This window comes from Shinella zoogloeoides, from assembly GCF_030733845.1.
In the GTDB taxonomy this organism is placed as follows: Bacteria; Pseudomonadota; Alphaproteobacteria; order Rhizobiales; family Rhizobiaceae; genus Shinella; species Shinella zoogloeoides_C.
Map to the genome: position 1 here is coordinate 3,642,269 of NZ_CP132311.1, position 12,229 is coordinate 3,654,497.

Sequence of the window (12,229 nt, forward strand, 5' to 3'; positions counted from 1 at the left end):
ATCGGACCATGTTGAAAGGCATTCATCCCCTGCTCGGTCCCGATCTCCTGCATGCGATGCGGACCATGGGTCATGGCGACGACATCGTCATCGCGGACGCCAATTTTCCGGCGGGCCTCCTCGGCCCGAAGGTCATCCGGGCGGACGGCGTGGATGCGGTCTCGATGGCCGAGGCGATCCTTTCGCATATGCCACTCGATACCTTCGTGCCGCAAGCCGCCTGGCGCATGGAAGTCGTCGGAGATCCCGCGGCGGTGCCGAAGATCTGCGTGACCTTCCAGGCGCTTGTTCATCGTCTGGCCGGCGATTTCACGGTCCACGCGGTCGAACGCTTCGCCTTTTACGAAATGGCCAGGAAGGCCGCCTGCATCGTCGCAACCACCGAATTCCGCCTCTATGGCAATCTTGTCTTGAAGAAGGGTGTGCTGCACCCGCATGAGGTCTTCCGGGCCTAGCATCCGGCCGTCAACGCCCGCCCTTTGGCAGGGCCGCACGAAGCTTGCCGCATTGAATGTCTTTTATCGATAAGGATCGTCCCGTCCGCTTCCTGCGGCACGATCCGGCAAGGAGGACAGGGAGCACCAGAGAGGAGAATCCAGATGAGCATTGTAAGATCGCTTCTGTCTCGCCGCGCCTTCACGGCGCTTGGCTGTGCCGCCGTCCTCGCCACCATGACCCCCGGCGCGTCCCTCGCGCAGGACGTCACCATCCCCATCATCGTCAAGGACACGACGTCCTTCTACTGGCAGATCGTTCTGGCCGGCGCGCGCGCCGCCGGCAAGGATCTCGGCGTCAACGTGCCGGAACTCGGCGCGCAGTCGGAATCCGACATCAACGGCCAGATCAGCATTCTCGAAAACGCCGTTGCCGGCAGCCCGGCCGCCGTCGTCATCTCGCCGACGGAGTTCAAGGCGCTCGGCAAGCCGGTCGACGAAGCGGCCAAGTCCGTGCCGATCATCGGCATCGACTCGGCGGCCGATTCCAAGGCCTTCACCTCGTTCCTGACGACCGACAACGTGCAGGGCGGCCGCATCGCGGCCGACGGCCTTGCCGCCGCCATCAAGGCGGCGACCGGCAAGGAAGAGGGCGAGATCGCCATCATCACCAGCCTGCCGGGCGTCGGCTCACTCGACCAGCGCCGCGAAGGCTTCCTGGATCAGATCAAGACGAAATATCCGGGCTTCACGGTGGTCGCGGACAAATATGCGGACGGCCAGGCCACCACCGGCCTCAACATGATGACCGACCTCATCACCGCCAATCCCAACCTTGTCGGCGTCTTCGCCTCCAACCTCATCATGGCGCAGGGCGTCGGCCAGGCGATCGCCGAGAACAAGCTTGGCGACAAGATCAAGGTCATCGGTTTCGACAGCGACGAGAAGACCGTCGGCTTCCTCAAGGAAGGCGTGCTCGCCGGTCTCGTCGTGCAGGACCCGTACCGCATGGGTTATGACGGCGTGAAGACGGCGCTCGCGGTCTCCAAGGGCGAAAAGGTCGAGGCCTTCGTCGATACCGGCGCCAATCTCGTGACCAAGGACAACATGGCCGATCCGAAGATCGACGCGCTGCTGAACCCGAAAATCTGATCGTTTGACCATGACCCGCCCGGACCCGCATGATCCGGGCGGCACGCTTTGCGCCTGAGCCACGGAGGACAGAACGATGAGCAGCCTGGAAGCGCTGAGCCATCGGCATGAAGACGAGGCGAAGCTTGCCGAATCCGACGCGGTGCCGCCCGGCGCGCCCATCCTCGAATTGCGCGGGCTCCAGAAGAAATACGGCCTCGTCGAGGCGCTGAAGCCGGCGACGATCACCTTCCTTGCCGGCGAGATCCACGCCATCGTCGGCGAGAACGGCGCGGGCAAATCCACCCTGATCAAGCTTCTGACCGGCGTCATCCGCCGCACCGCCGGCGAGGTGTTCTGGTGCGGCAAGCCGGTCCAGCTCGCCACGCCCAACGAGGCGATTTCCCGCGGCATCAACGCCGTGCACCAGGAGGTCGTGCTGTGCCCGCATCTCTCGGTGGCGGCGAACATGTTCCTCGGCGACGAGATGAACCGCTACGGCCTGATGCGCAAGGTCGCCATGCAGCGCGCCGCGCAGGCCGTGCTTGACGATCTCGGCTTCCAGCTTCCCGCCGCTGCGATGCTCGGCAGCCTCACCATCGGCCAGCAGCAGCTCGTCGCGACGGCCAAGGCGGCCATGCGCGGCATCCGCTTCCTCATCTTCGACGAGCCGACCGCCTACCTCACGCGCCAGGAATCCGCCCAACTCTTCCGGCTCATTCGCCGGCTACGCGATCAGGGCGTCACCATCGTCTATATCAGCCACCGCATGGAAGAGGTCTTCGAGCTGGCCGACCGCGTCTCGGTCCTGCGCGACGGCGCTCATGTCGGCACCCGCCTCATCGGCGCGACAAACGAGAACGAGCTGATCGCGCTGATGATCAACCGCTCGATCGAGCAGATCTACCACAAGGAAAAGGTGCCGGCCGGCGCCGTCATCCTGGAGACGCGGGGCCTGTCGGGGCCAGGTTTCACGGATGTCTCGATGACGGTGCGCGCCGGCGAGATCGTCGGTCTCTACGGCCTCATCGGCGCCGGCCGCAGTGAATTCGCGCTCGGCCTCTACGGCCGCCAGCCGCTGACGTCGGGCGAAATCTTCTGGGACGGCAGGAAGGTCGATATCCGCAATGAGCGCACCGCGATGGGCCTCGGCATCGCGCTCGCGCCGGAAAGCCGCCGCGACCAGGGCCTCTGCCTCAACCTGCCCATCGGGCTCAACATCAACCTGCCGGTCCTGGAGCGGCTGAGTTCGGGCCTGGTGATCCGCAAGGGCGACGAGGCGAAAAACGCCGACCGGCAGATCCGCGACCTCCGCATCAAGACGCCGTCGCGCCGGGTGCTGGCCTCCGCCATGTCCGGCGGCAACCAGCAGAAGATCGTCATCGGCAAGTGGCTGAGCCATGGCGCACGGCTCTTCATCTTCGATGAGCCGACGGTCGGCGTCGATGTCGGCACCAAGGCGGAAATCTACCGCCTGTTCGGCGAGCTCCTGAAGGGCGGCGCCGGCATCATCCTCATCTCGTCCTACCTGCCGGAAGTCTATGAGCTGGCCGACCGGCTGCACGTCTTCCGCGGCGGACGGCTCGTCGCCAGCCACGACCACCGGGCGGCAAGCCATGAAGACGTCCTGACCCAGGCCATCGGCATCTGAAGAGCCGCGCGAAAGAAGGAGAAGACCATGAGCGTGGAGACGACGACGGAAAGCGCACCGGCGCCGAAGAAGGGCACGAACATCCTGCTCGGCCTGACGCTGCTCGGGCTGCTCCTGGCGCTCTGGCTGGCGCTGGGCCTTGCGACCCATGCCTTCTGGACGCCGAACAATATCAGCAACCTGCTGCGCCAGGGCGCGATGACGGCGATCCTAGCGGTCGGCCAGACCTTCGTGATCATCACGGCCGGCATCGACCTGTCCGTCGGGGCCATCGTCGGCTTCACCAGCGTCATCGTCGCCTGGCTGCTGCAGGCGGGCGTGCCGCTCTGGCTCGCCATCGTGCTGACGCTGCTGATCGGCGTCGCCATCGGCGCCTTCCACGGCTTCGGCATCGTGCATATGGGCCTGCCGCCCTTCATCATCACGCTGGCGACGCTCACCTCGCTGCGCGGCATCGGCCTGCTGCTGACGAACGGCTCGACCATCTCGATCAGCCACGAAGGCTTCACGAACTTCTCGCGCGCCGACTTCCTTGGCGTGCCGAGCCTGTTCTGGATGGTCGTTCTGGTGGCGATCCCGGCCTTCGTCTTCCTGCATCTCAGCCGCTTCGGCCGCTATCTCTTCGCAGTCGGCTCGAACAAGGAGGCGGCGCGGCTTTCCGGCGTCAATGTCGATCGCACGATCTACCTTGCCTATATCCTCTCGGCCACCTGCGCGGCCTTTGTCGGCCTGCTGCTCGCCTCGCGCATCGGCATCGGCAATGCCACGCAGGCGGAAGGCTGGGAGCTGCAGGCCATCGCCTCCTCGGTCATCGGCGGCACCAGCCTGTTCGGCGCGGTCGGCTCCGTGCACGGCCCGTTGCTCGGCGCCTTCATCCTCGCGACGATCAACAACGGCGCGAACCTGCTCAACGTGAACTCGTTCTGGCAGCGCATCATCACCGGCCTTCTGATCATCGTCATCGTCTATTTCGACCAGCTGCGCCGCCGGGGAAGCCGCTGAGATGAAAGCCGTCGTCTGTAGCGAGCCGGGCCGCCTCGAAATGGCCGAAAGGCAGAGCCCGACCGGGATGCCGGAGGGCTGGGTGCGGCTCGCCGTCAGCCATGTCGGCATCTGCGGCACCGATTACCACATCTTCGAGGGCAAGCACCCGTTCCTCGACTATCCCCGCATCATGGGCCACGAGGTCTCGGCGACGGTCGTCGATCCGGGCAAGAGCGCGCTTTCGGCCGGCGCGCCCGTCGTTGTGAATCCCTATATTTCCTGCGGCACCTGCATCGCCTGCCGAAAGGCCAAGCCCAACTGTTGCACGGCGATCCGCGTGCTCGGCGTGCACACCGACGGCGCCTTGTGCGAGGAGATCCTGATGCCGGCCGGCAATCTTTACCCGGCTGACGGCCTGTCGCTGGAAGCGGCCGCGACGGTGGAGTTCCTGGCGATCGGGGCCCACGCGGTCCGCCGTTCCCTTGCACCGGAAGGATCGCGCGCCCTCGTCATCGGTGCCGGCCCCATCGGCCTCGGCACCGCGCTGTTTTCCCGCATCGCCGGCCATGCGGTGACGCTGATGGACACGTCTGCCGAACGCCTCGCCATGGCTGCGGAACGCTTCGGCTTTGAAAGCGGCATTGTCGCGGGGGACGCTGCCTCCGGCGAGGTGGACAAGGCAACAGGCGGCGACGGCTTCGACGTCGTCTTCGATGCAACCGGCCATGGAAAATCCATGGAGGCGGCCTTCGCCCATGTCGCCCATGGCGGCGCGCTGGTGCTGGTCAGCGTGGTGAAGGACGAGATCCGCTTTTCCGATCCGGAATTCCACAAGCGCGAGATGATGCTGGTCGGTAGCCGCAATGCAACGCTAATCGACTTCGAGCATGTCATGGAAAACATCCGCACCGGCCAAATTCCGGTGGAAGCGCTCGTCACCCATCGCACCACGCTTGACCGTGTCCCCGTCGATCTTGCCCGCTGGGCAAGGGAAAAGTCCGGCCTTATCAAGGCCATCGTGCGTGTCTCCCCGACCGCGGCAGAAGACTGAAACCCGTTCATCCCCGCGAAAGGTTCGCGGCGTTAGGATGATGACATGACTTGTTGCCACGCAGCGAAAACCTGTTAGTCTTTTCGCACTGCGGAAACCGGGGAAGGACGGTGCGGCCAGCGCGAGCCCCGCACCGAGGAAATGGGATAACGCGTCTATGTATTATCAGCTCTACGAACTCAACCATGCGGTGATGGCGCCCTGGCGCGCCGTGGCGGACCAGATGCGGATCGCCTTCCGCAATCCGCTCAACCCCCTGGCGCATACCTATTTCGGTCGCACCATGGCTGCGGGCTTCGAGGTCCTGGAGCGTACGACGCGGCGCTACGGCAAACCGGAATTCGGCCTTCCCACCACGCTCATCGACGGTCAGGACGTTTCCGTCCATGAAAAGGTCGTCTGGAAGCGCCCCTTCTGCAACCTCATCCATTTCGAACGCTGTCTGCCGGCCGGCCACCGCAAGGACCCGAAGATCCTCATCGTCGCGCCGATGTCCGGCCACTATGCGACGCTTCTGCGCGGCACCGTCGAGGCGCTGCTGCCTCATGCGGAAGTGCACATCACCGATTGGGTGGACGCCCGCATGGTGCCGCTATCGGAAGGCAGCTTCGATCTCGACGACTATATCGACTACGTCATCCAGATGCTGCACGCGCTGGGGCCGGATACCCATGTGATCGCCGTCTGCCAGCCGGCCGTGCCCGTTCTCGCCGCCGTTTCGGTTATGGAGGCGGACAACGACCCGCTGTCGCCCTCCACCATGACGCTGATGGGCGGGCCGATCGATACCCGCATCAACCCGACGGCCGTCAACCAGCTTGCCAAGGAAAAGCCGCTCGAGTGGTTCCGCGACAATGTCATCATGCCGGTGCCGTGGCCGCAGCCGGGCGTTATGCGCCAGGTCTATCCGGGCTTCCTGCAGCTTTCCGGTTTCATGTCGATGAACCTCGACCGCCACGTCGTCGCCCATAAGGAATTCTTCGCCCATCTCGTGAAGAACGACGGCGACGCGGCGGAAAAGCACCGCGATTTCTACGACGAATACCTCGCCGTGATGGATCTCACCGCCGAGTTCTATCTCCAGACGGTCGAAACCGTGTTCATGAAGCACGCGCTGCCGAAGGGCGAGATGATGCACCGGGCGCGTCCCGTCGATACGACGGCGATCCGCAAGGTGGCGCTGCTCACCGTCGAGGGCGAGAACGACGACATCTCCGGCGTCGGCCAGACCAAGGCGGCGCAGACCATCTGCACCAACATCCCGGATGACATGCGCATGCACTACATGCAGCCGGATGTCGGCCATTACGGCGTCTTCAACGGCTCGCGCTTCCGCAAGGAGATCGCGCCGCGCATCCTGTCCTTCATCGGCCAGCACGGCAAGGCCGCGAAGGCAAAGCCGGTGCCACGCGTCATCAAGGGCGGCAAGGCCGGTGGCGGGGCCTGATTTTTCGGGCTCCTTTCAGGCACTTGCCCGAATTCACGACGCATCGTCTTGAACGCGATGGGCGGTCTAACCACATCGGATTCACCGGAAACCTTGGTGGTTTCCGCCGATCGTGAGGAAGATTGCACATGAACCAGTCAGCACTGATCCGTCCGGACTGGACGCCTGCGACCATCGCCCTGATGGTGCTCGGCTTCGTGGTGTTCTGGCCGCTCGGCCTTGCCATGCTTGCCTACATCATCTTCGGCGACCGCCTGAAAAACTTCAAAAAAGACGCCAACGACACCATGGACGGCATGTTCGCCTCCTGCCGGGGCAAGTTCCGCGGCGGCCGCGGCTCCGCCTTCCGCAGCGCCACCGGCAATGTCGCCTTCGACGACTGGCGTGACGCCGAGCTCTCCCGCCTCGACGAGGAGCGCCGCAAGCTCGACGAGATGCGCGAGGAGTTCGACAGCTACGTCCGCGAACTGCGCCGCGCCAAGGACCAGGAGGAGTTCGACCGCTTCATGCGCGAACGCCGCGCCAATGGCCAGGGCGACGTCCCGGGCTTCCCGGCGACGTAAGGACGCTTGGGGTATTCCGTTGCCCCACTCTCCGTCATCCTCGGGCTTGACCCGAGGATCCACGCCCCACCCGCGGCATGGATGGTCGGGTCGAGCCCGGCCCCCGTTAAAATCCGACCGGCGCCCCGTGCGCCGGTTTTTCGTTGGGCCGTTTCAGTCGCGGCCGAATCGGCTATGAAGGACAGCATGTTTTCCTTGGCTCGCAAGCCCCGCAAGGCCCTTAAGGCTCCGCCCCCGCCGGAACGGCGCGAGGTGGACGTCAATGGCAGGGCGCTGCCGCTCACCATCAAGCGTGATCTGCGCGCCACGCGCCTGACGCTGCGCATAGAGCCCGGTGGCCGGGCGCTGCGCATGACCGTGCCGAACGGCATTCCCGAACGCGACATCCGCGATTTTCTCGATCGCCATCAGGGCTGGCTGATGACGAAGCTCGCCAAGTTCCGCTCGACGAACGAGCTGGCCCACGGCGGCTATGTCATGATCCGCGGCGTCTCCCACCGCATCGAGGCGACTGGCCGGCTGCGCGGGTTGACGGAGGCGATCATTGTCGATGACGAGGCGGTGTTGCTCGTCGGCGGCATGGAAGAGAGCATTCCCCGCCGTATAAGCGACTTCCTGAAGAAGGAGGCGCGGCTGGAGCTCGAACGGCTCGTCGCCGTGCATGCCGGCCGCATCGGCAGGAAGGTCAAGTCCCTCACCTTGCGCGACACCCGTAGCCGCTGGGGCTCCTGCTCGGCGGACGGCGCGCTCAGCTTCTCCTGGCGCATCGCCATGGCTCCGCCCGGCGTGATCGATTATCTCGCGGCCCACGAAGTGGCGCACCTGCGCGAGATGAACCACAGCCCGGCCTTCTGGACGCTGTGCGGGCAGCTCTGCCCGACGACGGAGGACGCCAAGCGCTGGCTGAAGCGCAATGGCAGCCTGCTGCACGCCGTCGATTTCGGCTGACGCTCCGTTTTAGCGGCCCCTGTCGGCCAGCGCGTCGCGGATCTTCTTGTCCGTATTGTACTGCCCGAGCGCGTAGACGGCCCAGATCGCCGCCGGCAGCCAGCCGATCAGCGTGATCTGCAGGATGAGGCAGATAATGCCCGCGATCGGCCGCCCGATGGTGAAAAACACGAGGAAGGGCAGGAGGATGGCGATGATGAGCCGCATGGTTGTCTCCGGTCTTGGTCCACCCTCCATATGGGCCTCCCGTTCATCCATGCAAGGGCCGGCGTTTGCGGGCGAACCGGTGCCGTCTTTCGGCTCGACTCTTCGCAGGATTCATGCGACTCCCTGCGCCATGACACTCGACATCAAGATCTGCGGATTGAAGACCGGGGAGGCCGTCGACAAGGCCGTATCCCTCGGCGCCAGCCATGTCGGCTTCATCTTCTTTCCGAAAAGCCCGCGCAACATCGAGCCCTCCGATGCCGGCCGGCTTGCCGACTGCGCCCGCGGCCGCGCCAAGATCGTCGCCGTGACCGTGAACGCCGACAATGACCTGCTCGACGAGATCGTCGACCAGCTTGCGCCGGATATCCTGCAGCTGCACGGCAGCGAGAGCCCGGAACGGGTGCTGAACCTCAAGGCGGTCTACGGCCTGCCGGTGATGAAGGCCTTTTCGGTGCGCGAGGCGGACGATTTCAAGAAGATCGAGCCCTATATCGGCATCGCCGACCGGTTCCTGTTCGATGCCAAGCCGCCGGCAGGCTCGGACCTGCCGGGCGGCAACGGCGTCACCTTCGACTGGACGCTCATGCATCTGCTTGACGGCGGCGTCGATTACATGCTTTCGGGTGGACTGAACAAGGATAACCTCGCCGAGGCCATCCGGCTGACCGGCGCACCGGGCATCGATCTCAGTTCCGGGGTCGAGAGCGCGCCGGGCGTCAAGGATCTCGGCCTGATGGAAGCGTTTTTTGAAGCGGCACGGAAAGCGGAATGCGAGACCGCCGTCGGAGGGAGAGGCAAGTGAACCAGTCACCCAACCTGAATTCGTACCGCGAGGGTCCGGACGAGGACGGCCGCTTCGGCATCTTCGGCGGTCGTTTCGTTGCCGAAACCCTGATGCCGCTGATCCTCGACCTCCAGGAAGAATGGAACAAGGCGAAGACCGACCCCGCCTTCCAGGCGGAGCTCAAGGACCTCGGCGCCCACTATATCGGCCGCCCGAGCCCGCTCTATTATGCCGAGCGCCTGACGCAGCATCTCGGCGGCGCGAAAATCTATTTCAAGCGCGAGGAGCTGAACCACACCGGCTCGCACAAGATCAACAACTGCATCGGCCAGATCCTGCTCGCCAAGCGCATGGGCAAGACGCGCATCATCGCGGAAACCGGCGCCGGCCAGCATGGCGTGGCCTCGGCCACGGTCGCCGCCCGCTTCGGATTCCCCTGCGTCGTCTATATGGGCGCGACGGATGTCGAGCGTCAGGCGCCGAACGTCTTCCGCATGAAGCTGCTCGGTGCCGAGGTAAAGCCAGTCACGGCCGGCAGCGGCACGCTGAAGGACGCCATGAACGAGGCGCTGCGCGACTGGGTCACCAATGTCGACGACACCTATTACCTGATCGGCACCGCCGCCGGCCCGCATCCCTATCCCGAGCTGGTGCGTGACTTCCAGGCCGTCATCGGCACGGAAGCGCGCGAGCAGATGCTGGCCGCCGAAGGCCGCCTGCCGGACATGGTGATCGCCGCCGTCGGCGGCGGCTCCAACGCCATCGGCATCTTCCATCCGTTCCTTGACGACAAGGGCGTGCAGATCGTCGGCGTCGAAGCCGGCGGCAAGGGCCTCGACGGCGAGGAGCACTGCGCCTCGCTGACCGCCGGTTCCCCCGGCGTGCTGCACGGCAACCGCACCTACCTCCTGCAGGACGCCGACGGCCAGATCAAGGAAGGCCACTCGATCTCCGCCGGCCTCGACTATCCCGGCATCGGCCCGGAACACGCCTGGCTGCACGAGATCGGCCGCGCCGAATATGTGCCGATCATGGACGACGAGGCGCTGGAGGCCTTCCAGCTCCTGACGAGGCTCGAAGGCATCATCCCGGCGCTGGAGCCGAGCCATGCCGTCGCCGAGGTGATCAAGCGCGCACCCAGGATGGGCAAGGACCAGATCATCCTGATGAACCTCTCCGGCCGCGGCGACAAGGATATCTTCACCGTCGGCAAGATCCTCGGCATGGAGCTCTAAGATGACCGCACGCATGGACAAACGCTTTGCGGACCTTTCCGCCGAAGGCCGTCCGGCCCTCGTCACCTATTTCATGGGCGGCGATCCGGACTATGCCAGCTCGCTGGAGATCATGAAGGCCCTGCCGAAGGCAGGCTCCGACGTTATCGAACTCGGCATGCCCTTTTCCGATCCGATGGCCGACGGCCCGGCGATCCAGCTCGCCGGCCAGCGCGCGCTGAAGGGTGGCCAGACGCTCGCAAAGACGATCCAGATGGCCCGCGACTTCCGCAAGGAAGACGACGCGACTCCGATCGTGCTGATGGGCTATTACAACCCGATCTACATCTACGGCGTCGAGCGCTTCCTCGACGAAGCCCTCGAAGCCGGCATTGATGGCCTGATCGTCGTCGACCTGCCGCCGGAAATGGACGACGAACTGTGCCTGCCCGCCATCGCCAAGGGCATCAACTTCATCCGCCTCGCAACGCCGACGACGGATGAGAAGCGCCTGCCGGCGGTCCTCAGGAACACGTCGGGCTTCGTCTACTACGTCTCGATGAACGGTATCACCGGCTCGGCCCTGCCGGACCCCTCGCTGGTCGGTGGCGCGGTCGGCCGCATCAAGGCGCATACCAAGCTGCCGGTCTGCGTCGGCTTCGGCGTCAAGACGGCCGAACATGCCCGCGCCATCGGCGCCTCGGCGGATGGCGTCGTCGTCGGCACGGCCATCGTCAACCAGATCGCCTCCAGCCTCACGGCGGATGGCAAGGCCAGCGCCGCCACCGTCGCCGGTGTCGAGACGCTGGTGATGAGCCTCGCATCGGGCGTGCGCGGCGCGCGCCTTGCGGCGGCGGAGTAAAGTTCCCACATGGGAACCACCATTATAACGGAGTTGAGACCGTGAACTGGATTACGAATTACGTTCGGCCGAAGATCAACTCGATGCTCGGCCGCCCCGACCGGGATGTGCCCGACAATCTCTGGATCAAGTGCCCGGAAACCGGCGAGATGGTGTTCCACCGCGATCTCGAGGAAAACAAGTGGGTCATCCCGGCGTCCGGCTACCACATGAAGATGCCGGCGAAGGCCCGCCTCAAGGACCTTTTCGATGACGGCGTCTTCGAGGCGCTGCAGCAGCCGAAGGTCGCGCAGGACCCGCTGAAATTCCGCGATTCGAAGAAGTACACGGACCGCCTGAAGGACAGCCGCGCCAAGACTGAGCTGGAAGACACCATCCTCGCCGGCGTCGGCAAGGTCCGCGGCGTCAAGCTCGTCGCCGTCGTGCATGAATTCAACTTCATGGGCGGCTCGCTCGGCATCGCCGCTGGCGAGGCGATCATCAAGGCCTTCGAACGCGCCATCGCGGAAAAGTGCCCGCTCGTCATGTTCCCCGCCTCCGGCGGTGCGCGTATGCAGGAAGGCATCCTCTCGCTGATGCAGCTGCCGCGCACCACCGTCGCCGTGGAGATGCTGAAGGAAGCGGGCCTTCCCTATATCGTCGTGCTCACCAACCCCACGACGGGCGGCGTGACGGCGTCCTACGCCATGCTGGGCGATATCCATCTCGCCGAGCCGGGCGCCGAAATCTGCTTTGCCGGCAAGCGCGTCATCGAGCAGACCATCCGCGAGAAGCTCCCCGAGGGCTTCCAGACCTCGGAATACCTTTTGGAACACGGCATGGTCGATCTCGTCGTCAAGCGCCATGACATTCCCGCGACGCTGGCCCGCCTTCTCAAGATACTGATGAAGAAGCCGGCGAGCGTTGCCGCGACGAACGGCGCCGTCGCCATCGCGGCCCAGTAGGCCGAT

The 12,229-nt window shown here is 64.9% G+C and carries 13 protein-coding genes; 12 read left to right on the top strand and 1 reads right to left on the bottom strand.

Annotation, left to right across the window (positions count from 1 at the left end):
- Positions 1-8 precede the first annotated feature (8 nt).
- From Q9316_RS18860 to Q9316_RS18895, 8 genes are all read left to right on the top strand, one after another.
- Positions 9-455 (top strand): RbsD/FucU family protein, encoded by a 447-nt coding sequence (locus Q9316_RS18860; protein ID WP_306033094.1) that lies wholly within the window; start codon positions 9-11, stop codon positions 453-455.
- A 144-nt stretch (positions 456-599) separates the two neighbouring features.
- Positions 600-1,586: an ABC transporter substrate-binding protein gene (locus Q9316_RS18865; RefSeq protein ID WP_306033095.1), complete on the top strand. Its 987-nt coding sequence runs from the start codon at positions 600-602 to the stop codon at positions 1,584-1,586.
- 76 nt (positions 1,587-1,662) lie between these two features.
- Entirely contained in the window at positions 1,663-3,216 is a 1,554-nt protein-coding gene (locus Q9316_RS18870) for a sugar ABC transporter ATP-binding protein (RefSeq protein ID WP_306033096.1), read from the top strand.
- A gap of 27 nt (positions 3,217-3,243) precedes the next feature.
- Positions 3,244-4,218 carry an ABC transporter permease gene (locus Q9316_RS18875; protein ID WP_306033097.1) on the top strand — a complete coding sequence of 325 codons (975 nt, stop codon included), beginning with the start codon at positions 3,244-3,246 and terminating at the stop codon, positions 4,216-4,218.
- A gap of 1 nt (position 4,219) precedes the next feature.
- Positions 4,220-5,251: a zinc-binding alcohol dehydrogenase family protein gene (locus tag Q9316_RS18880; RefSeq protein ID WP_306033098.1), complete on the top strand. Its 1,032-nt coding sequence runs from the start codon at positions 4,220-4,222 to the stop codon at positions 5,249-5,251.
- Between the two features lie 157 nt (positions 5,252-5,408).
- Positions 5,409-6,698 carry a polyhydroxyalkanoate depolymerase gene (phaZ, locus tag Q9316_RS18885; protein ID WP_306033099.1) on the top strand — a complete coding sequence of 430 codons (1,290 nt, stop codon included), beginning with the start codon at positions 5,409-5,411 and terminating at the stop codon, positions 6,696-6,698.
- A gap of 128 nt (positions 6,699-6,826) precedes the next feature.
- Positions 6,827-7,261 carry a DUF2852 domain-containing protein gene (locus Q9316_RS18890; RefSeq protein WP_306033100.1) on the top strand — a complete coding sequence of 145 codons (435 nt, stop codon included), beginning with the start codon at positions 6,827-6,829 and terminating at the stop codon, positions 7,259-7,261.
- Positions 7,262-7,447: 186 nt separating this feature from the next.
- Positions 7,448-8,209, top strand: a complete 762-nt coding sequence (locus Q9316_RS18895; RefSeq protein ID WP_306033101.1) for a M48 family metallopeptidase — start codon at positions 7,448-7,450, stop codon at positions 8,207-8,209.
- Positions 8,210-8,218: 9 nt separating this feature from the next.
- Here Q9316_RS18895 and Q9316_RS18900 read toward each other — a convergent pair whose 3' ends face one another.
- Positions 8,219-8,416: a YqaE/Pmp3 family membrane protein gene (locus Q9316_RS18900; RefSeq protein ID WP_306033102.1), complete on the bottom strand. Its 198-nt coding sequence runs from the start codon at positions 8,414-8,416 to the stop codon at positions 8,219-8,221.
- Between the two features lie 130 nt (positions 8,417-8,546).
- Between Q9316_RS18900 and Q9316_RS18905 the strand changes: the two genes are divergently transcribed.
- From Q9316_RS18905 to accD, 4 genes are read left to right on the top strand one after another with little or no spacing between them, the layout of a single operon-like run.
- Positions 8,547-9,221 carry a phosphoribosylanthranilate isomerase gene (locus Q9316_RS18905; RefSeq protein WP_306033103.1) on the top strand — a complete coding sequence of 225 codons (675 nt, stop codon included), beginning with the start codon at positions 8,547-8,549 and terminating at the stop codon, positions 9,219-9,221.
- Entirely contained in the window at positions 9,188-10,438 is a 1,251-nt protein-coding gene (gene trpB / locus Q9316_RS18910) for a tryptophan synthase subunit beta (RefSeq protein WP_371877936.1), read from the top strand. Before Q9316_RS18905 ends, trpB begins: the two co-directional genes overlap by 34 nt.
- A gap of 1 nt (position 10,439) precedes the next feature.
- Positions 10,440-11,279 carry a tryptophan synthase subunit alpha gene (gene trpA, locus Q9316_RS18915; protein WP_306033105.1) on the top strand — a complete coding sequence of 280 codons (840 nt, stop codon included), beginning with the start codon at positions 10,440-10,442 and terminating at the stop codon, positions 11,277-11,279.
- Positions 11,280-11,320: 41 nt separating this feature from the next.
- Positions 11,321-12,223 carry an acetyl-CoA carboxylase, carboxyltransferase subunit beta gene (accD, locus tag Q9316_RS18920; RefSeq protein ID WP_306033106.1) on the top strand — a complete coding sequence of 301 codons (903 nt, stop codon included), beginning with the start codon at positions 11,321-11,323 and terminating at the stop codon, positions 12,221-12,223.
- The last annotated feature ends 6 nt before the right edge of the window (positions 12,224-12,229 follow it).

Excerpts from the sequence above, each read along its gene's own strand:
- Q9316_RS18860 (WP_306033094.1), top strand. The coding sequence starts at position 9 with ATGTTGAAAGGCATTCATCCCCTGCTCGGTCCCGATCTCCTGCATGCG.
- Q9316_RS18865 (WP_306033095.1), top strand. The coding sequence starts at position 600 with ATGAGCATTGTAAGATCGCTTCTGTCTCGCCGCGCCTTCACGGCGCTT.
- Q9316_RS18870 (WP_306033096.1), top strand. The coding sequence starts at position 1,663 with ATGAGCAGCCTGGAAGCGCTGAGCCATCGGCATGAAGACGAGGCGAAG.
- Q9316_RS18875 (WP_306033097.1), top strand. The coding sequence starts at position 3,244 with ATGAGCGTGGAGACGACGACGGAAAGCGCACCGGCGCCGAAGAAGGGC.
- Q9316_RS18880 (WP_306033098.1), top strand. The coding sequence starts at position 4,220 with ATGAAAGCCGTCGTCTGTAGCGAGCCGGGCCGCCTCGAAATGGCCGAA.
- phaZ (WP_306033099.1), top strand. The coding sequence starts at position 5,409 with ATGTATTATCAGCTCTACGAACTCAACCATGCGGTGATGGCGCCCTGG.
- Q9316_RS18890 (WP_306033100.1), top strand. The coding sequence starts at position 6,827 with ATGAACCAGTCAGCACTGATCCGTCCGGACTGGACGCCTGCGACCATC.
- Q9316_RS18895 (WP_306033101.1), top strand. The coding sequence starts at position 7,448 with ATGTTTTCCTTGGCTCGCAAGCCCCGCAAGGCCCTTAAGGCTCCGCCC.
- Q9316_RS18900 (WP_306033102.1), bottom strand. The coding sequence starts at position 8,416 with ATGCGGCTCATCATCGCCATCCTCCTGCCCTTCCTCGTGTTTTTCACC.
- Q9316_RS18905 (WP_306033103.1), top strand. The coding sequence starts at position 8,547 with ATGACACTCGACATCAAGATCTGCGGATTGAAGACCGGGGAGGCCGTC.
- trpB (WP_371877936.1), top strand. The coding sequence starts at position 9,188 with ATGCGAGACCGCCGTCGGAGGGAGAGGCAAGTGAACCAGTCACCCAAC.
- trpA (WP_306033105.1), top strand. The coding sequence starts at position 10,440 with ATGACCGCACGCATGGACAAACGCTTTGCGGACCTTTCCGCCGAAGGC.